General features: G+C 32.8%; 19 protein-coding genes and 1 tRNA gene. 9 read left to right on the top strand and 11 right to left on the bottom strand.

Translation table 11 applies throughout. The features are described 5' to 3' along the window. Positions 1-3: 3 nt before the first annotated feature. Complete coding sequence (locus DESAMIL20_RS06975; protein ID WP_086034091.1) at positions 4-2,283, bottom strand: DNA polymerase; 2,280 nt, start codon at positions 2,281-2,283, stop codon at positions 4-6. A 48-nt stretch (positions 2,284-2,331) separates the two neighbouring features. Here DESAMIL20_RS06975 and DESAMIL20_RS06970 point away from each other — a divergent pair. Beyond that, positions 2,332-2,406 (top strand) — tRNA-Val (locus tag DESAMIL20_RS06970). A 4-nt stretch (positions 2,407-2,410) separates the two neighbouring features. On the opposite strand, the gene aspS is transcribed toward DESAMIL20_RS06970, so the two are convergent. The 10 genes from aspS to DESAMIL20_RS06925 are packed head-to-tail and all read right to left on the bottom strand — an operon-like array spanning position 2,411 to position 12,873. Next, complete coding sequence (gene aspS, locus DESAMIL20_RS06965) at positions 2,411-4,180, bottom strand: aspartate--tRNA ligase (RefSeq protein ID WP_086034089.1); 1,770 nt, start codon at positions 4,178-4,180, stop codon at positions 2,411-2,413. Then, entirely contained in the window at positions 4,170-5,381 is a 1,212-nt protein-coding gene (gene hisS, locus DESAMIL20_RS06960; RefSeq protein ID WP_086034088.1) for a histidine--tRNA ligase, read from the bottom strand. The genes aspS and hisS overlap by 11 nt, the downstream gene beginning before the upstream one ends. A gap of 4 nt (positions 5,382-5,385) precedes the next feature. Beyond that, the gene (locus DESAMIL20_RS06955; protein WP_158090551.1) at positions 5,386-6,405 is read right to left on the bottom strand and encodes an LptF/LptG family permease; all 1,020 of its coding nucleotides are present in this window, start codon (positions 6,403-6,405) and stop codon (positions 5,386-5,388) included. Positions 6,406-6,425: 20 nt separating this feature from the next. Continuing rightward, positions 6,426-7,274, bottom strand: coding sequence for a polysaccharide deacetylase family protein (locus DESAMIL20_RS06950; protein ID WP_158090550.1), 849 nt, complete (start codon positions 7,272-7,274; stop codon positions 6,426-6,428). After that, a complete protein-coding gene (locus tag DESAMIL20_RS10600) occupies positions 7,267-8,283 on the bottom strand; it encodes a bifunctional UDP-4-keto-pentose/UDP-xylose synthase (protein ID WP_204218581.1) in 1,017 nt (338 codons plus the stop codon). Before DESAMIL20_RS10600 ends, DESAMIL20_RS06950 begins: the two co-directional genes overlap by 8 nt. Further along, on the bottom strand, positions 8,280-9,179 hold the full coding sequence (locus DESAMIL20_RS10595; protein ID WP_204218580.1) for a formyltransferase: 900 nt from the start codon (positions 9,177-9,179) through the stop codon (positions 8,280-8,282). Before DESAMIL20_RS10595 ends, DESAMIL20_RS10600 begins: the two co-directional genes overlap by 4 nt. Then, on the bottom strand, positions 9,176-10,105 hold the full coding sequence (locus DESAMIL20_RS06940) for a glycosyltransferase (protein ID WP_086034083.1): 930 nt from the start codon (positions 10,103-10,105) through the stop codon (positions 9,176-9,178). The genes DESAMIL20_RS10595 and DESAMIL20_RS06940 overlap by 4 nt, the downstream gene beginning before the upstream one ends. Continuing rightward, positions 10,102-11,013, bottom strand: coding sequence for a lysylphosphatidylglycerol synthase transmembrane domain-containing protein (locus tag DESAMIL20_RS06935; RefSeq protein ID WP_086034081.1), 912 nt, complete (start codon positions 11,011-11,013; stop codon positions 10,102-10,104). Before DESAMIL20_RS06935 ends, DESAMIL20_RS06940 begins: the two co-directional genes overlap by 4 nt. Next, positions 11,014-12,636 (bottom strand): glycosyltransferase family 39 protein, encoded by a 1,623-nt coding sequence (locus DESAMIL20_RS06930; RefSeq protein WP_158090549.1) that lies wholly within the window; start codon positions 12,634-12,636, stop codon positions 11,014-11,016. Positions 12,637-12,660: 24 nt separating this feature from the next. Continuing rightward, positions 12,661-12,873 (bottom strand): hypothetical protein, encoded by a 213-nt coding sequence (locus DESAMIL20_RS06925; protein WP_086034077.1) that lies wholly within the window; start codon positions 12,871-12,873, stop codon positions 12,661-12,663. A 121-nt stretch (positions 12,874-12,994) separates the two neighbouring features. Between DESAMIL20_RS06925 and DESAMIL20_RS06920 the strand changes: the two genes are divergently transcribed. Genes DESAMIL20_RS06920 through topA form a run of 8 tightly spaced genes read left to right on the top strand, consistent with a single transcriptional unit; the run spans position 12,995 to position 19,684 of the window. Continuing rightward, positions 12,995-13,525: an acyloxyacyl hydrolase gene (locus DESAMIL20_RS06920; protein ID WP_158090548.1), complete on the top strand. Its 531-nt coding sequence runs from the start codon at positions 12,995-12,997 to the stop codon at positions 13,523-13,525. 3 nt (positions 13,526-13,528) lie between these two features. Further along, complete coding sequence (locus DESAMIL20_RS06915; RefSeq protein ID WP_086034075.1) at positions 13,529-14,524, top strand: KamA family radical SAM protein; 996 nt, start codon at positions 13,529-13,531, stop codon at positions 14,522-14,524. After that, positions 14,505-14,864, top strand: a complete 360-nt coding sequence (locus tag DESAMIL20_RS06910; RefSeq protein ID WP_239393411.1) for a molybdenum cofactor biosynthesis protein MoaE — start codon at positions 14,505-14,507, stop codon at positions 14,862-14,864. Before DESAMIL20_RS06915 ends, DESAMIL20_RS06910 begins: the two co-directional genes overlap by 20 nt. Continuing rightward, positions 14,861-15,469: an endonuclease III gene (gene nth / locus DESAMIL20_RS06905; RefSeq protein WP_086034073.1), complete on the top strand. Its 609-nt coding sequence runs from the start codon at positions 14,861-14,863 to the stop codon at positions 15,467-15,469. Before DESAMIL20_RS06910 ends, nth begins: the two co-directional genes overlap by 4 nt. Beyond that, complete coding sequence (locus DESAMIL20_RS06900; RefSeq protein WP_086034071.1) at positions 15,451-15,822, top strand: YkgJ family cysteine cluster protein; 372 nt, start codon at positions 15,451-15,453, stop codon at positions 15,820-15,822. Before nth ends, DESAMIL20_RS06900 begins: the two co-directional genes overlap by 19 nt. A 43-nt stretch (positions 15,823-15,865) precedes the next feature. Next, entirely contained in the window at positions 15,866-16,492 is a 627-nt protein-coding gene (locus DESAMIL20_RS06895) for a class I SAM-dependent methyltransferase (RefSeq protein WP_086034070.1), read from the top strand. Continuing rightward, positions 16,476-17,495, top strand: a complete 1,020-nt coding sequence (gene dprA / locus DESAMIL20_RS06890) for a DNA-processing protein DprA (protein WP_086034069.1) — start codon at positions 16,476-16,478, stop codon at positions 17,493-17,495. Before DESAMIL20_RS06895 ends, dprA begins: the two co-directional genes overlap by 17 nt. Continuing rightward, positions 17,492-19,684 carry a type I DNA topoisomerase gene (topA, locus tag DESAMIL20_RS06885; RefSeq protein WP_086034068.1) on the top strand — a complete coding sequence of 731 codons (2,193 nt, stop codon included), beginning with the start codon at positions 17,492-17,494 and terminating at the stop codon, positions 19,682-19,684. Before dprA ends, topA begins: the two co-directional genes overlap by 4 nt. Positions 19,685-19,704: the final 20 nt, after the last annotated feature.

Here is a 19,704-nt window from a genome sequence, read left to right as displayed (position 1 = left end):
ACATTAAGTCTTAGCTTCATGCCAGTTTTTGCCAACGCCAACATTAACCTTTAAAGGCACATCAAAATCTAGAGCTTTTTCCATTGACTCTTTTACAATGAGTTTTACTTCTTCAATCAGATTATCTTTGCATTCAATCAATAACTCATCATGGATTTGCAATACAACTGTAGCATCAAGGTTTTGAAGTGCTTTATCCAATTTAACCATAGCAATTTTTATAATATCTGCTGCTGTACCTTGAATTTTTGCATTTACTGCAGCTCTCTTTTCAAATTCAGATAATTTTTTATTTGGACTGTTTATATTATCGAAATAGCGTCTTCTATTAAAATATGTCTGAGTATAACCTAAACCTTTTGCTTCTTTTAGTGTTTGGTCTATAAATTCTTTTGCTTTTGAAAATCTCTCAAAATAACGCTGGATATATTGAGAAGCTTTTTGAGGTGTTATGGAGAGTGTTTTTGCTAAGCTTTGAGCACCCATACCGTAGATAATACCAAAATTAATTGTTTTAGCAATCCGTCTTGTGTGAGTGTCTACTGTTTCTGGCAAAATATTAAACAATTCTACGGCGGTTTGTGTATGTATGTCCAAATCTTTTTTAAATATATCAATAAGGATAGGATCTTTTGAAAGTTCAGCCAAAACCCTTAGTTCAATTTGAGAATAATCTGCACAAATTAGACTATAACCATTTTTTGCAACAATCGCTTCTCTAATGTTAAAAAAAGAGTTGTCAATTGGTAAATTTTGCATATTTGGGTTTGAAGAAGATAGCCTTCCAGTGAGCGTAAGCGTTTGATTAAATGTTGTATGTATGCGGTTAGTTTTATCAACATTGTTCAAAAAAGGTTCTATGTAGGTAGACAGCAGTTTTGTTAGTATTCTATATTCAATTATGAGTTTTGCAACAGGATGGTCTAGCTGCTGTAGCGTTTCTGAATCTGTAGAAAATCCTGTTTTAATTTTTTTAGTTGATTTTAAGCCTAATTGTTCATAAAGTGCAAATGCTAGTTCCTTTGGTGAGTTTATATTGCATGGACCGATTATATTTTCTATTGAAGAATGTTTTTCTTCTATTAAGACATTTATGAGTGTTTTGTAGTGTTTTAATTTTTCTATATCTACAGCAATGCCTTCTTGTTCCATTTTTTTTAGGATTTTTCGAAGGGGTAACTCTACTTCAAATAATAAGAATTCTAGATCAAGTTTTTTTATCAAATCCAAAAAGATCGGTTTAAGATAGGAGACTTTTTCACTTTCTTCCATTGTTATGATTTTTTCATATAGATTTTTATCTATAAACAAAGCACACTTATTAATATTGCCTGCGCTTCTTGGCTGAATTAAATAAGCTGCAAGTTCAAGAAGGCTAGCTTCATCTGTTTCAACTTTTGGTATTTTGATGTCAAATAAAAGCGGTTTATTATTTTTGCTGGTATAATTTTGTTGGGGTTCTAATTTGCCTATTAGACTTTTGAAGTTGTACTTTTCAAACAAATTTTTAAGTGTTTTTGTGTCTGAAGCGGTTTTTTTGATGTAGTTAATCGAAATATTGTCGATGTTTATATTTTTATCTAAAGTAGTTAAAGATTTGTATAATTTTAACTTTTCTTCGTCAATATTACCTTTTATTTTTTGAGGTAATTTATCTTTATTTTGAATAATACCATCAATATTTTTATAGTCTTTTAATAGTTTTACGGCTGTTTTTAGGCCAATGCCATTAATACCTGGTATACCATCTGAGGAATCACCTGCTAGTGCTAAAAAATCACTAATTTGTGCAGGTTCGATTTCAAATTTTTCAACGGTTTTTTTGTAATCATAAGTGACATTTTTTACAGGGTCATATATAAAAATACTATCGTTAACAAGCTGGTATAGATCTTTATCTTGCGTTACAATTATTACATCGTAGTTTTTATTAAATTGATTTGCAAGCGTTGCGATTATATCGTCAGCTTCAAATCCAGCAATTTCTAAGTATTTTACGCCAAAGGCTTTTATTATTTCTTTTGTTGGCTCAATTTGAACAGCTAGAGTCTGTGGCATTAATGGACGTTGTTTTTTGTAATCATCAAACATTTCTTTTCTAAATGTTTTTTCTTTTGAATCAAAACAAATCAGTATGTATGAGGCATCTTTTAATGATAAAAGCAGCCTTGAGAACCCAAAAATTACGCTTGTTGGAAAATCATTGCTTGATAGATTTTTTATTGCATAAAAAAACCTATATAGAAAAGAGTTTCCATCTATCAAATATAATTTATCTTTCATAAGTATTTGACAAATAAAACAAATTTTACCATAATAAACCTTGAAGATGGGCGATTAGCTCAGTGGAAGAGCGCTTGCTTCACACGCAAGAGGTCACAGGTTCGATACCTGTATCGCCCACCATTTTTTAATTTTTCTTTAAAACTATCCTTAAAGATAACTCATCAAGTTGTTTTTGATCTACTTCATTTGGTGCTATAGTTAATGGGCACACACCTTTTTGGGTTTTTGGGAAAGCTATAACTTCTCTAATTGACTCTTCTTTCAAAATCAGCGTGACAAGCCTATCAAAGCCTATAGCAAGACCTCCATGAGGTGGGGCACCGTATTTTAAAGCATCAATCAAAAATCCAAACTTTAGCTTTGCTTGATCCTCTGATATGTTTAGTACTTTAAACATTTTTTCCTGAAGGTCGCTTCTGTGAATTCTGATGCTGCCACCGCCTACTTCTGTACCGTTTAAGGTAATGTCGTAGGCTCTTGCTTTTACGCGTTCTGGATGCTCTTCAATGAATTCTACGTCTTCACGTTTGGGTGATGTAAAAGGATGATGCATGGCATCCCATCTTTTTTCATCTTCGTTGTATTCAAATAATGGAAAATCAACAACCCAGGTAAAATTAAACTCATCTTTATTTGCAAGATTAAGTCGTTTAGCAAGCTCAACCCTTAAAGCACCGAGGGCATTGTATACGATTTCTTTTTTATCGGCAACAAAGAAAATAATGTCGCCTACTTTTGCGTCCAATCTTTTTAGTATCTCATCTAAGTGTTCTTTTTTGAAAAATTTTACAACAGGTGATTGGAGCTCGTTTTCTCTAATTTTTATCCACGCAAGACCTTTGGCTTTAAATACACTGACAAGTTTGGTTAACTCGTCAATTTCTTTTCTTGAAAACCACTCACACCCTTTGGCATTAATGGCGCACACCATGCCTTTTTGAGCAGCTGCGTTAAATACCTGAAAATCGCAAACGCGCGCAATGTCTGTTATGTCTTTTAGCTCTAAACCATACCTCATATCTGGTTTATCAGAACCAAAACGGCTCATTGCTTCATCGTAGGATATGCGCTTAAATGGTATCTTAAGTTCAAGCCCTAGCGTTTCTTTAAAAATTGAGTAGATTATGCCTTCTGTAATTTGCATAACATCTTCTTCGTCAACAAAACTCATCTCAAGATCAATTTGTGTAAATTCAGGTTGTCTGTCTGCCCTTAGGTCTTCATCTCTAAAGCATTTTGTTATTTGATAATACTTATCAAAACCTGAAACCATTAACAACTGTTTGAAAAGCTGAGGTGATTGTGGCAGGGCATAGAATTTGCCTGGATCCAATCTACTGGGTACAAGAAAATCCCTTGCGCCTTCTGGAGTGCTTTTTGTCAGCATTGGCGTTTCTATATCGATGAATCCCTGCGAGTCTAAGTATTTTCTTGCAGCAAACGCTGCCTTATAGCGAGTAATGAGGTTTCTTTGCATGGTTGGTTTTCTAAGGTCAAGGTAGCGGTATTTGAGTCGCGTTTCTTCGCTTGCATTGACATACTCTTCAACAGGCAAAGGAGGTACATCGCTGGTTGAGAGGATGTCTAAATTTTTAGCCAACACTTCCACTTTACCTGTTTTTAAGTTTTGGTTTTGCGTACCTTCAGGCCTTAGCCTAACTATGCCATTTGCCTTTATGCAGTACTGACTTCTTAGCGTATGAGCTTTTTCATGCAATTCTTTATTTTCTTTAGGATCAAAAACAATCTGTACTATGCCTTCTCTATCTTTTAAGTCAATAAAAATCACCCCACCGTGATCTCTCCAGTTTTGAACCCAACCATAAAGGTTAACTTCGCTACCTAGTAAATTTTCATTAACATTTCCACAATAAACAGTCCTATCAAGTGGCATACAAAACTCCTTTTAAAGTGCTTTCTATTTGGTTTAGTTTAATGATTTCCTGCGACGATTGTTTCATATTTCTTACAATACATGTGTTATTTTTGAATTCTTCTTCACCTACTATAATTGAAACGGTTGCGTTTAGTTTATCAGCTTTTTTTAGCATGCTTTTTAAACTTTTTGAATCATACTCACAGTACACGTTATAAGACAAATCTTTTAAAATTTGCAATATTTTGAGTGCATATAAGCTAACACCTAAATTTGCTATGTATATACCAATTGTATTTTTTGATTCTATATCCATAATATCAATAAGCCGTTCTTGCCCAAGTGCAAACCCGACGCCGCAAATATTGTTTCCACCCAAGTCTGCAATAAGGTTATCATAGCGCCCGCCAGCAGAAAGCGTAATTGTATCGACAAGCTCGAAAACAAAGCTTGTGTAATAATCCAACCCCCTAACTAGCATATCGTTTTCTACATATTCAATATTTAGTGTGTCAAGGCATTCTTTTACACCATTGTAGTGATTTTGACAATTTTCGCACACATAATCTTTTAACCTCGGCGCACCCTTGGCTGTGATTTTACACTTTTCGTTTTTGCAATCAAGAATTCTCAGCGGATTTTTATACAATCTTTTTTGGCAATCTGCACATAAAGATTCTTCGTGGTTTTTAAAATAATCAATCAAAGCTTTTGAATATGCTGGTCTGCATAAAGGACAGCCAATATTGTTTATTTCTAAATTTGCTTTTATGTTTAATTTTTCAAATAATAATTTATTTATATACACAATTTCTGCGTCAACTGCTGGGTTTTTAATGCCAAAACACTCTGCGCCAATTTGATGAAATTGTCTAAGGCGTCCTTTTTGTGGCCTTTCATAGCGAAACATTGGCCCTATGTAGTATAGTTTATTGAATATTGATGTTTCTAGTTTGTTTTCTATAAACGCCCTTGCAATGCCAGCTGTACCCTCAGGTCTAAGCGTAACAGATTCGCCAGATTTATCTAAAAATGTGTACATTTCTTTTTCTACTATATCTGTAGCATCACCTACACCCCTTTCAAAGAGAGAAGTTTTCTCTATTATTGGTGTTCTTATTTGGCTATACCCAAAAGACTCAAGCAAATTTTTGGCTGTTTCTTCAAGCAATTGCCATTTTTTCACTGTATCTGGTAATGTATCTTTAAATCCTTTCAAAAACTTACCTCCTTGATTTTATTACAAAAGCTATTATAGCAATAGGAAACAAAATCAGATTAGGCAGCCATATTGCATAATAAATGTTGTTGCTTGCATATAAACTTTTACCGAATGTTTCAAGCACATAAAAAACCACAAAAGAAAACATGCTAAATATTATACCAAAAGTTTTCCCAGATCTATAAAAACTTAAAGCAGAAACAAAACCAATTAAAGACAAAATAAACACGCTGGTTGAAAGTACAAACATCTGGTGCAACTCAAATAATGCATCTGTGCTTTGCGGATGTGTTTTAATATATTTTATAAGTCTGTTTATAGGCATAAAACCTGGATCGTTTGCAAAGTTATAAGTTAAATCAGAAAACTTCATAACTGCTGTGTATACTTTAAAGTATGCAGTATTTATACTATTTTTATCCCTATAAAATACATTCCCATCAAAACATTTTAAGGCAAATCCGTCCGCTGTGTCCACAAACTCAACTTTTTTTGCTTTTATAATTTTATTTTCTATATCCACGAGTACATCATAAGCCGTATTATGGTTAGCAGATAGTGTGTTTGCGTATATTGTAAAGTTTTTTGTCTTAAAAAAAGTGTTTTCCGATAGACCCGCTTGGACATTGTTCTTTGCTAGTCTGTAGAGTTTGTTTCTATAAGAAGCGTTAGCTATAGGCGAAAGGTATGCTACAATAAAAAGCAAAAGAAGAAAAACTATAAATGTAAACAAAAGCGCACTTTTGTATATTCTAAATGTGGAAAGTCCCATAGTTTTTGCAATATCTATTTCTAAGTTTTTAGACATTTGAGTGTATGTAAGGTTAATGGATAGCATTAAACTCATAGGTATTGTAAAAATTGCCAAAAATAAAGCCATGTAAGCAAGTATCATTAACATATCAAGTAAATTTGTGCCTGTAGAAAAAAGTACATCGGAAAATTTAACCATATCACCAATAAGCATAACCACTGTGATAATTATAAGACTAGCAAAAAAAGATTTTATAAGATTTAGCAATATGTATCTATCAAATAGTTTTACACCAAACAGCTAAAAGCCCTCCCTGGAAGTATTTTTGATTCAAATTTTCTAACATTTAAGTTTTTTTTATCCAGCTCTAAAAAATACTCATTCATGGTCAAAAAGTTTGTATTACTTTTTATTAAATTTAATAGTTTGATAAATTTATCAATAAAAGGCCCACCTTCAATTTCTGCGTGTACGGGCAAAACGCCATTTTTTGTTTTGTTTATCGCTTTGTCAGCAACGTCTGTAAAATCTTTTGGGTTTTCTTCCAAGCATGGCAGGTTTGATGGTATCTCAACTAACTGCGTGGTTTCTTCAATGAAGGGCGTATCTGCTCGAGATAGGCTTAAAAATTTTATAAACTTCAAACCTTTAATATAATTTAGAGCCTTTTGAGAGCATACCCACCCTGGTGCACCAAACGATTTAGGGTATTTTTTGTATATAGAAAAGTAGGCTGATATACCTTTTTCAAACCAGTCTTTAATATCGGTGTAACTCAAATTATATATCTTATCTTGCCATAATCTATGATCGTATGCGTGAAATTCAACTTCATGTCCCATGGATTGTATTTTAAGTAAATTATCCTTTAGCCAAGCAAGTATTGGCGGTTTTAGTATTGTACCGTAAAGGGCCGTTTTAAAACCATAAGAACTAGTTGCTTTAGTTTTTAGCATCTTTTTTAAAAAAGAAGGCTTTAAAAGATTTACGATAGCCTTACCGGAATTATCAGGTCCAAGCGTTACATAGAACGTAGCTTTTATATTGAATTCATCAAATACCTTAATGAGTTTTGGCACACCATTTTCTAAGCCGTTAAATGTATCTACGTCAACTTTAATAATAATACTATTCATACTCATTTATAAAAGCGTCAATGGCAAGCTTTAAAGCCTCCTCTAAATCTACTGTTGGCTCCCAATTAAGCATTTTTTTGGCCTTTTCTATGGAAGGCTTTCTATTATATATATCTTGATACGACTCTCCGTAAAATTCTTTTGAATCTATTTCCATAATCTGAGAAAATTCTTTGTCATTTTTGTGCTTTTCGTGTTTGGAGAAAATATCCCTCATTAGATAAGCAAGATCTTTTATCGATATGTTGTTTTTTGGGTTTCCAATGTTTATAATTTGTTTATTGCAAATATTGTTTTCGTTTTTTAAAATTTTGATTAGAGCAGCAATGCCATCACTAATGTATGTAAAGCAGCGCATCTGTTTGCCACCGTCAACTAAGTAAATAGGCTTTTTAAAAAGCAGTGAGGCTATAAATTGCGTAACAACCCGCGATGAGCCTTCTTTTGCAATTTCAATTGAATCCAGCTTTGGTCCAATCCAGTTGAATGGTCTAAAGAGTGTAAATGGTAGATTTTCGTGATTGCCATAAGCCCAAATAACTCTATCTAACAATTGCTTGGAAGCAGAATAAATCCAGCGCTCTTTATTAATAGGGCCTGTGCATAATGGGCTTTTGTCTTCGTCAAACTCAGCATCAGGACTTATACCGTAAACCTCTGAAGTCGATGGAAAAACAATGCGTTTTTTGTACTTTGCACATTTTTTTATAATATCTAAGTTTGCCTCAAAATCCAGGTGAAATACCCTCAAAGGGTTTTCTACATACATTTTTGGCGTTGCTATAGCAACAAGTGGCATAACAGTATCGCATTTTTTTATATTGTACTCAATCCACTCTTTATTTATTTCTATATCACCTTCAACAAAATGTAGTCTTGAGTTTTCAAGCTCGTTTATGCGGTTATCATCTATATCCATGCCATAGACTTCCCAGTCTGTCGTCGCAAGAATTTCTTTTGTAAGATGATAACCAATAAAACCATTTACGCCTAAAATAAGTATCTTCACAAATGTCCTCCTTTTAAAAGATTTGAAATTTCTTTTTCTTTGTATATTTTGCTGTCGTACTCTATTTCTTTTAGCTCAAGTGAGCCTTTTTTTGTGCCAATATAAACATTTTCTCCAATTATGGCAATCTGCTTTGGCTGTAATTTAACATTGTTTGGCAGTGCCCACCAGATAATTAATTCCTTGCCTTTGTAGTGGCAAAAAGCGCCAGGGTAGGGTTTTGTTACAGCCCTAATTAGATTGTATATTTCAATTGAGTTTTTTTCAAAATCGATTAAGCCGTCCTGCTTTGTTCTTCTACCAAAATAGCTTGCTTTTGTTTCATCTTGCTTTATGGGTTTTATTGTGTTGTTTTTAATATTTGGTAATGCTTCATCAAGTATAGAAGCAGCTAATTTTTCTAATTTTTCAAACAAAGTTTTTGCAGTATCATAAAAATCAATATCTATGCACTTTTGTGCAATGATATCACCTGCATCGGGTTTTTTGACCATATAGTGAAGTGTAACACCTGTGCGTTTTTCACCATTTACAAGTACCCAATTGACTGGTGCTCTGCCGCGATAATCAGGTAAACAGGAGCCATGCAGATTTATAGCTTTAAACTTAGGTATTTTTAAGATATCTTCGCATATAAGATTTCTGTAATAGAATGAAAAGATAATATCGGGTTTTAAAAGGCTAATTTTATCAATCCATTCTTTTGTATTTACATTTTCTGGTGCAAAATAGTTTACGTCATTTTTTGTGCACCAAGTTTGAGCGCTTTCAAACCATATATTTTCGTTGTCATCGTCTTTGTGTGTAAAAACGCATTCAATATCAAATCCGTGTTTTTTTAGAGCGTTTAGGCCAATTACGCCCATATTGTGATAGGCAAAAGCAACCGTTTTCATTGTTTATCTTCTTTTGACTCATAGATATTTTCAATTACAAATACGGGTCTGTTCTTTACTTGTTTATAGATTCTTCCGATGTACTCACCTAGTATACCAAATGCAAAAAATTGAGCTCCAATTAGCACAAAAAGCACACTAAAGAGCGAAAACACACCGCCCAAAGCCCACTCAACACCATAAAATATCCTTCCAAGTGCCAAAACAATACCTAGCAAAATGCCAAAAGCAGCCGTTGCTATACCACCATACAAAAGTATTTCAAGCGGCAAATTTGAAAACGATGTCATAAGATCAAACATTAGATTTACGAGTTTTATTAGTGAGTATTTGGATTTTCCAGCTTGTCTTTGACTGTGTTCTATTGGGATCTCAATGATATTTTTTGTGTAATAAGTTGCAATTGCTGGTATAAACACAGTTTTTTCGTCGTTGTTTAACATGCGCTCAACTATTTTTTTTCTATATCCTCTAAGCATACAGCCCCAGTCGTTTAAATCCACTTTTGTAATTTTTTTTGTAATATAGTTATTTAGATGTGATGAAAATTTTCTAAAAATAGAATCTTTCCTTTGTTGTCTTACTGTAGCTATAACATCATAGCCTTCATTGAATTTTTCGAGAATTTTTGGTATTTCTTCTGGTGGATTTTGAAGATCGGCATCCATTGTAATAACTTTATCTCCACTAACCATGCTAAATCCTGCAAAAATAGCTGCATGCTGGCCGTAGTTTCTAGCAAGTTCTACTACTTTTACATTGCCTTTTAGGTTTTTTAAAATGTTTAGGGAATTGTCTTTGCTGCCATCATCAACATATATAATCTCATAGCCTTCATTCTGGGAATTTAAAACTTTGAATAGCCTTTTGTGTAACGATGTTATATTTTCTTCTTCATTGTAAACAGGTATAACAATTGATATCATTTTTGTACTCCAAAGAAAACTTTTCTGTTCAAAAATAAAGCGCTGTTGCCCACAATTACGGATAACCACAATGTGCAAATTCTTGCTAAAATTGTTGCGCCCAGACTAATATACGCTGGTATTCCAATGTAGACAAGCAAACCAAATAGTGTTATATCCGAGACAATTAAGCCACCAGGCAGCATTGATAAACTGCCAGCTAGTGTTGCAAAGCCAAATATTATAGTAGTTTTTATTATATTGACATCAAAACCAAAACCTTTTAAAATTAAACTAAGGGATATGCCTTCACTTAGCCACGCTAGTATTGTAATTAAAATAACTTCTCCAAAAAGACCTATGGAAAAAAAAGAAACCATGTCTTTTAAGACCATGTAGTACTTTCTTATTGTATACGGCAAGATAGTTCTAAACTGTATAAATATCTTTTTAAAAACGCTTGGGTAAAAAATTACACTTACTATAATAATAAGTACTGCTCCAATTACAGAAAACTTTTTCAAATAAAACATGCCCAATAAAGATATCACAGAAAGTACCAAAAAATCAACATAAATTTCTGCAAATGTAGCTGATAATGTCTTTTTAAATGGTGTTTTTGTAATATTTTCTATGATGTAATTTTTTATCGTATAGCCAAATTTTACAGGTGTAACGCTCATTGCAAGACCGCACAAAAAAATTCTCAAATCGGTAAAAAAACCTACATTAATGTGTAATTTTTTTATGTATAAATGCCATCTAAAAAATTTTATAAAATCATTTCCAAACCCAAAAATAGCCGCACCAACCAAATATATTGTATCAAAATATTCTAAAGATTGCACAGCTTTTTTAAAATCAGCAAAAAAACCTATTGCAGAAACTATTAGAAACAACAGTGCAAGTAAGATAAAGAATTTTCTCAATTAATCTAAACGCCCCTTGTTGGATAAGATGCTAAAATAAGGTTCTTTAAGCAAAATAAAGTAGTGTTTGTATGCGAATTTTGGTATCTCTTTTGTTTTAATAAGTAAAATTACCTTATGGTCTGAATCCCACACTTTTTTAAATTGTTCAATGGTTGGAAACCAGATTTCTTGTCCTTTTGGCGATAAGTGCCTGTATCCGAAACCAAGCTCATTAATACTGTCTACCTGGACTGTTCTTTTTTGTGTGTAATAGTTAAACGATTGCCTATACAACTTATAAGAAGCTAAAATATCGCCCTTTTTGTATATTTTGTTGACAAATAAAGCGACGGGTTTTGTGGTTTTGTAATACATAGTGTAGCTTGCTGTGGGTATTATAGCAAGATTATAAAAAATGAGCATACCAAAAAACAAACTAGCGAAGATTTTTTTTGCATCTTTTATAATAAATGGCAACACACCAAGTATAATTAATGCGATTGCGCTTGGTAAAATTAGTAAAAACCATTTTTCTTTGCTCATATATACATCTTGTATAAAACAAAAGCCAACTAATGCGATAAAAAAAATGCTAAATAAAGCTAGATTTATATATTTGTCTTTTTTGTCTATGGTATCAATTTTTGAAAACAAATTACCCAATATTATTGCTGCAGGGAAAAACAATGGTGCAACATAAGTCACCAGTTTACTTTGAGATAAACTATAAAAAACAAATATAAATCCCACAAAAGTTAACAGAAAAATTAAATCGTTTTTTTCAATATCTTTGAATTTTGTTGCTTTATAGGTTTTAAACAAACTAAATACAAATATAATCCATGGCAAAAACCCAAAAATTACAACAGGTATGAACGTCCAGATAGGCTGTGTATGCTCAAGAGGCTCAAGGTATCTTAAAAACTCCTGTTTTAGGAAGAAGTAGTAATAAAAATCACTCAATTGTGTTCCAGCCATATAAATCCACGGCATACATAAAGCCAAAAGTATAATAATACCGACAGGTGATATAAGCTTAAAAAAGCTTTTGAATTGCTTTGTAAAAATAGACCATAAAAAGAGTATTGCAAACGGAAAGATAATGCCAATTAGCGCTTTTGATAAAAATCCCAATGCCATGCCTGCATACATAAGGTATAAAAAATATTTTTTGTGTTCTTTTAAGAAAAGATACCCACAGTAGGTTGACATTGAGATAAAGAATGCATTTGTCATGTCTATTAGGTTTAGTCTGCCAATTAAAAAATAGTAAAGCGAGCTTGCCAAAATTAAAGATGACCAAAACGCCGTTTTTTTATTAATGACTTTTTTTGCAAACTTGTAATTCAAAAAAATTCCAAGCAGTGAAATAGTTACTGTCCAAAACCTACCAGCAAAATCATTAAAACCAAAAATTTTTAACGCTATAATATTCATCCAATAGTATAAAGGCGGTTTTTCTAAATAAACCGTATAATTTAAATATGGTATGATGTAATGTTTAAGCTGCATCATCTCACGTGGTATCTCTACATACCTTGCTTCATCTGGGTCCATGTAAGGCATAAGCCAAATCAAACCAAAATAACAAATAATGATAAATAGCGAATAAAAAATAAGTTTTTTCTTTTGTGTATCCATCATACTCTCCAGTGCATATTTATATCATTTTGTTTGAATTTTGCATAATTTTTTGTTAAACGACAAAAAATCTTCAAAATTGGCTTCTAGTTCGATCCTTGGCAGTCTTGAAGTAAATTTGTAGTCTAAAGTATGAAGACCTTCACTGTGCTGCATAGAATAAATATGATTTTTCTGTACAACGGTTAAACAACAAAATATAGAAAATACTACAATAAGCAGTTTAGAATCACTCATGTTTATTTAAGATAAATTAACGGCCTGGCTTTGTGATTATAAAAATCTTAAATTTTATTCACTTTAAAATATGTTGAAAAAGATTAAGAATTTACTATACTGTTTAAACAGGAGGTATGGGATGAAAAAAATTTTGTTTGTTTTATTATTCTTGCTTTCATTAAGTAGTGTTGCAAGTGCTCGCATTATATATAATTTGGGTTATGGTTTTGGTTTGTTAAATACTGGGAATGGGTTTTCTAAGCTGGATAAACAATACTATGACTATTACAAGGCAAGCGTAGATTTTGAGCATTTTTACAGTAAAAATTTCAGTCTTATAGCAGAACCATTTGTTGCTTATGTAAATAGGCCTACAAGTGGTGTATCTTTTGGTGTAAGCGGGCTTTTAAGATATTACTTTTTAAATGAAGCTACATTTAGAACATTTGCAGATGGCGGTTTAGGCGTTTCATACAATACCTTGCAGTATAAAGGACAAGCATCAAAGTATTTGTTTATGCCTCAAGTAGGCTTGGGTGTTGAATTTAATGTTGGAAAGTCTACAAAGATGTTTATAGAAGATAGATTTATACATATGTCATGCGCTTCTTTAAAAGAGCCAAATGGTGCGGTTAACTCCAATACATTAATGATAGGCATTGCTTTTTGATTAATGGATTTTAAAGATTGGCATTGGCAAAAAAGGAACTCTTTAAAAGATGTATCAAGCCTTGGCTTAAATTTTGTTAGTACAAATGATACGCTTGTTACACCGTATTTATTGAGTTTGTTTCAAAGCGATAAAATAATCAAACAGTTTGTAGAGACTTCAAAAACTGATAATGCTGGCTTAGATGATCCCCTTTTTGAAAAGGAATTCACAAAATCAGAAGGCTTGATTCACAGGTACCCTGATAGAGCTTTACTTGTGGTTACTAACAAGTGCTTTGCAAATTGCAGATTTTGCTTTAGAAAGAGTAACTGGCAAAATTACGATGGATTTAGCTTAAGAAAAACTATTGAGTACTTAAATAATCACAAAGAAATAAGAGAGATTTTGATTAGCGGTGGCGATCCACTAACTTTTGAGGATGAAAGTTTAGCTAGCTTAATTAAAGCAATCAAAGCTATAAAACATATAGCACTAATAAGAATCGCAACGCGTGCTTTGAGTGTTTTGCCATATAGAATAACCAATTCCTTTTTAGAAGCCATAAAGCCATATAAACCCATATGGTTTTCCATACACATAAACCACCCGAATGAAATTACTAAGGACTTTATTGAAGCTTCAAACAAAATTATAGATAGTGGGTTTCCCATTGTTTCTCAAACGGTTCTATTGCGTGATATAAACAATAATACTCAAACATTAAAAGAATTATTTTGTAAACTTGTTGAGTTACGCATAAAGCCGTATTATTTATTTGGTTGCGATCGAGCAATTGGCAATGAGCGCTTTAGGGTGAAATTAGAAGAAGCTTTGAACATAATGGAATCTTTGCGCAATAATATAAGCGGTTTGTGTATGCCTTTTTTTGCTTTCGATGTAGATGATGGCGGCAAAGTCGTACTTGAGCCAAATCGTATTGTTTCAAAACAAGGTAGCATATATAAGCTTAAAAATTTTGAAGGCAAGGAGTATATTTATGAAGATGCCCAGTATTGATGAGATTGTAAAAAAAATAAAACAGAAAAGTAATCCCGAAAATCTTGGTATGATTTTAATACATAACGGAATTGTAAGAAAAACTTCAAAAGATGGATCAAAGATCGTAAAAGAAATGCTGTTAAGTTACGACAAAGAACTTTTAGACAAAAAAATAGAAGAACTAAAAGACTTGCCAGGTATAGTTGAAGTATTGGCTTTTATAAATGAGGGCAGGCTCAAAGTAGGCGATGATATTATGCTTGTTGTTGTAGCAGGCGACAGAAGGAGTAATGTTTTAAAACCGTTTGAGGATTTTATTGAATTTATAAAGAAAAACATTGTGAGAGAACAGGAATGAACGAGATAGTTCAGCGTGTAATCGAGCATTACAAAGATCCAAAACTAGAACTTGAGTACTCAAACCCATTTGAGCTGCTTATAGCGCTGATTTTGTCTGCACGATGTTTGGATAAAACAACAAACAAGATAACAAAGGATTTTTTTAAGCGCTTTAAAACACCCTGTGATGTAGCACAATCAAGTATTGAAGAAATCAATGAATTTATATCATCTTGCAGCATGCACAACGCAAAGGCAAAAAATATTTTTGAGTTGTCAAATATTCTTTGTAAAAAGTTTAATAATACTGTTATCAATGATTTTGAAGAGCTTACAAAATTGCCTGGCGTTGGCGAAAAAACAGCCAATATCCTGCTTGCGTTTGGTTTTGGTGAGCCAGCAGTCGGCGTAGATACGCATGTGGCACGTGTTTGCAAAAGGCTTGGTATATCAAAAAACGAAAACCCAAAAGAAGTAGAAGAGGCTATTAAAGCAATATGCGATAGAAAGTATTGGATAAACTTTTTTTCTGGTTTGATTTTGCATGGCAGGTATGTTTGTACGGCTAGGCTTGCACACTGCGACAGTTGCTTTTTAAGCGATGTATGTGTAAAAAACATCTAGATTTTAGTTACAGTTTTGATGATAGCTACTGTAAAATATGCAAAGGTTACTGCTGCAGAGGCGATGGCTATGTATTTTTGACGCAAAGCGATATAGAAGATATTGCTGCTTACTTGAATTTGGAAAAAGAACAATTTTTACAAACCTATACGGGAAAATTTTACGATAAAGTTACCCTTGCAAACATCAAAGTAAATGGTGAGTATACGTGTTGTTTTTTAGATAAAGAAGGCTTATGTGAAATTTACCCCAAAAGACCTATTCAATGCAGGACTTTTCCTTTTTGGGAGAGTATGAAAAATTTCAGTCTTGAAGATTTAAATCAACTCTGCCCTGCGATTCTAAAAAAATAGCGGTTGACTTTTCTAAAGAATTCTTATAGTTTATAGCCAGCTTATGAAAAGTTTAAGTAAAGTTGAGGTAAAAGGGCTAGAAGCGCTATTTTACGATGAGCTTATTAGCTTAGTTAGTGGTTTTACATATAAAAAATTTCTCACTCAAGTTATAAATGATATGAATATAAGACAAAATCAGTCAATTTTGGATTTTGGTTGTGGTTCTGCTATGGCACTTTGCAATTTTTTAACCCACACAAAAGGGCAGATTATTGGTTTAGATATTGGAAAAACAATGCTTTATAGAGCCTACAAAAAATGCAAATATTATAAAAATGTAAAAATATTTAAACACGATATCAGAAAAAAGACGCCTTTTTTAGTAGATAAAGTGTTTATATCGTTTGTGTTGCATGGTTTTGAGCCAAAAGATAGAGAGAAAATAATAAACAGCGCTTACGCCAACTTAAAACAAAATGGTGAGTTTTGCATACTAGATTACAATGAATTTGATTATTACAATAAACCACTATTGTTTAAAAAACTATTTGACCATTTTGAGTGTCCTTTGGCTGTTGATTTTATAAACATTCCAATTAAAGAAATATTAAGAAGTGTCGGCTTTAGCGGTTTTTATGAATATTATTACTATAGGGGTCTTGTGAGGTTGCTTGTTGCAAAGAAGTGAGATTTTAGCTGCACTTTCAAACTCAAATATTATGGTAAAAGATTTAAAAAATTTTTCATGCGTAGAAGAATTGTACAAGAAAAGTAACATAAAAATTGATCCAAAAAAAATAGACGCTGATTTAGCCTATATTGAAAAAAACGGTATTACTATAATTGGCTATTTTGATGAAAATTACCCAAAAAATTTAAAAAATATAGATTATCCACCAATTGTTTTATTTGCAAAAGGTCATTTTGATCCTTCGAAATTGTTTTTTTCCATAGTTGGTACAAGGTATCCTTCTGGCTATGGCGAAAAATGCGCCCAATTGTTTTCAAAAGAGCTTGCTTTGGCTAATTTTTCTATTGTGAGTGGTTTAGCTCGAGGTATCGATAGCATTGCGCACAGAAGTTGCCTTCAGAATGGCGGCTATAGTGTTGGCGTGTTAGGCTGTGGTATAGATATAGTCTATCCAAGAGAAAATCGGGCTCTATTTGAGTTAATGATTCAAAATGGTGCTATAATCAGCGAGTTTGCAATTTCAACTCCGCCTAGTGCGTACAATTTTCCAAGAAGAAACAGAATAATTACAGGTTTAAGCGAAGGTTTGTTGGTAGTTGAAGCTGATATAAAAAGCGGCTCATTAATTAGTGCTAAGTATGCGTTAACACAGTCAAAACCAGTATTTTCTATACCAGGTGAAATTTTTTCTAAAAGAAGTTATGGGACAAATCAGCTTATAAAAGATGGAGCATATTTTACGCAGGAGCCTTCAGATATAATTTTTTATTTTTACAAAGAAATAAAAAAAGTGCTAAACAAAGAAAGTAACAATCAAAAAGAATTAGTTTTAACAGATAAAGAAGCCTGTATTTTAGATGTCTTAGAAGGTGAGATGAGTTTGGATGAGATTGCTGAAAAGATAAATTTTTCAATAGACGAGGTAGTATCTATAATGTTTGATTTGGAAGTTAAAGGCGTTATTAAAAGACTCGATTTTGATAGGGTGCGAAAGTTATGAACTTAGTTATAGTAGAATCGCCAGCAAAAGCTAAAACCATATCGCGCTTCTTGGGTAAAGGTTATGAAGTCATGGCCTCTTATGGGCATATTAGGGATTTGCCAAAGAATAATTTTGGCGTTGATATTGAACATAGTTTTAAACCAAAGTATACAATTTTAAAAGACAAAAAGCCTATTGTTGAAAAAATTAAAACACTAAGCGAACAGTCAAATAAAGTTTACATAGCTACAGATGAAGATAGAGAAGGTGAAGCTATTGGTTATCATATTGTTGAAGCTGGCAAAATCCCGAAAGATAAGGTTGAGCGCATTGTTTTTCACGAAATTACAAAAGAAGCAATTTTAAATGCCTTAAAAAACCCACGAAACATTGACCTTCTGATGGTATATTCTCAAGAGTCAAGGCGAATTTTAGATAGAATTGTTGGTTACAAACTATCTCCGCTCTTGGCAAAAAAAATAAGACGTGGGCTTTCTGCTGGAAGGGTGCAATCTGTCGCATTGAAACTGGCTGTAGAAAGAGAAGAAGAAATAAAAAATTTTGTAAAAAAAGAATACTGGACGCTGCATTTGGTTTTTTCAGATAAGAACAATCAGGTTGAATCTATTTTAATCAGCATAGACAATGTTGAATTAGATAAATTTTACATCAATAATGCTGCTTTAGCAAAGGATATAAAAACTCAAATTGAAAAAGAGCAATTTATCGTAGAAAGTATAACAAAAAAAACAGTTGTAAGAAAACCAAAGCCACCATACATCACAAGCACTCTGCAGCAAGAAGCTTCCACGATTTTAGGGTTTCCTCCAAAAAAGACTATGAAAATAGCTCAAAAGCTCTATGAGGGTGTGAGTTTACAAAAAGAACGCATGGGCCTTATCACATACATGAGAACCGATTCACTAAATGTGGCAAGCCAAGCGCAAGAGGAAGCTTTAGATATCATTAAAAAATTTTATGGACACTCGTATGCGCCAAAACAACAAAACATTTACAAAACCAAATCAAAAACAGCTCAAGAAGCGCACGAAGCCATAAGACCTACAAAGCCATCTTTATTGCCAGATATGGCAAAGGAACACTTAAGCGATGATGAGTACAAACTATACAGCCTAATTTGGAAAAAATTTATGGCAAGTCAAGCTGCAAGCGCAAAAATAAATACAATTAGTATAATTTTTTCTTCCAACCGTTTTAAATCAAAAGCAAACTTCAATGAACTTGTTTTTGATGGTTACTTAAAAATCTGGGATTTATCGGACAATGATTTCCAAAAAGCACCGAATTTTAAGCAAAACGACAGTGTTAAGCTCAAAGATGTGGTAGAAAAACAGCATTTTACCGAACCACCACCAAGGTATACAGAAGCAAGTCTTATAAAAACACTTGAATCATACGGTATTGGCAGGCCTTCTACATATGCTACTATAATTGATACAATTTTAGAAAGAGAGTATGTAGTCCTAAATGATAAAAAATTTTACCCAACAGAGATTGGAGTGATAGTTTCAAAATCATTGGATAATTTCTTTAAAGATATTATAAATGTAGATTTTACAGCAAAACTTGAGGAAGACTTAGATAACGTAGCCAAAAACAAGGTAGATAAGACTAAATTGTTAGAAAATTTTTATGAAAAATTTCGCTTGATGCTTGACAAAGCTTATCAAGAAATGGATAGCATAAAGCCCAAAGATGAACCTACCAATAAGGTATGTGAACTTTGCGGCTCACCAATGGTTATAAGACAAGGTCGCTTTGGCAGGTTTCTTGCATGCTCAAATTATCCCAAGTGTAAAAACACAAAGTCATTAAACGAAGAAACAGTCGACATAATTTGCGATAAATGTGGTTCAAAAATGGTTGTTAAGCATTCAAAAAAAGGTTCTAAGTTTCTTGCATGCTCAAACTACCCTAATTGTAAAAACACAATCCCGTATCCTACCGGATTGAAGTGTCCTTTGTGTGGTGGAGATTTAGTTGAGAAATCTTCAAAACGCGGAAAATTTTACGGTTGTAGCAATTATCCTACTTGTAAATTCACTATCAAAGGTAATATTATTAATAAAAAATGCCCAAAATGTGGTTATGGACTGTTTAAGGTTTTAAAGGATACACTAAAATGCGCAAACCCAAATTGCGATTATAAAGAGGTCATTGAAAAAGAAGAACTTGAAAAATTGTAGCATATTGTTTATAGTGTATT

Origin of the sequence: Desulfurella amilsii, assembly GCF_002119425.1 — a bacterium.
Classification (GTDB): domain Bacteria; phylum Campylobacterota_A; class Desulfurellia; order Desulfurellales; family Desulfurellaceae; genus Desulfurella; species Desulfurella amilsii.
The sequence above is the reverse complement of the archived record's forward strand: the minus strand, read 5'-3'. Positions and strand labels throughout refer to the sequence as shown.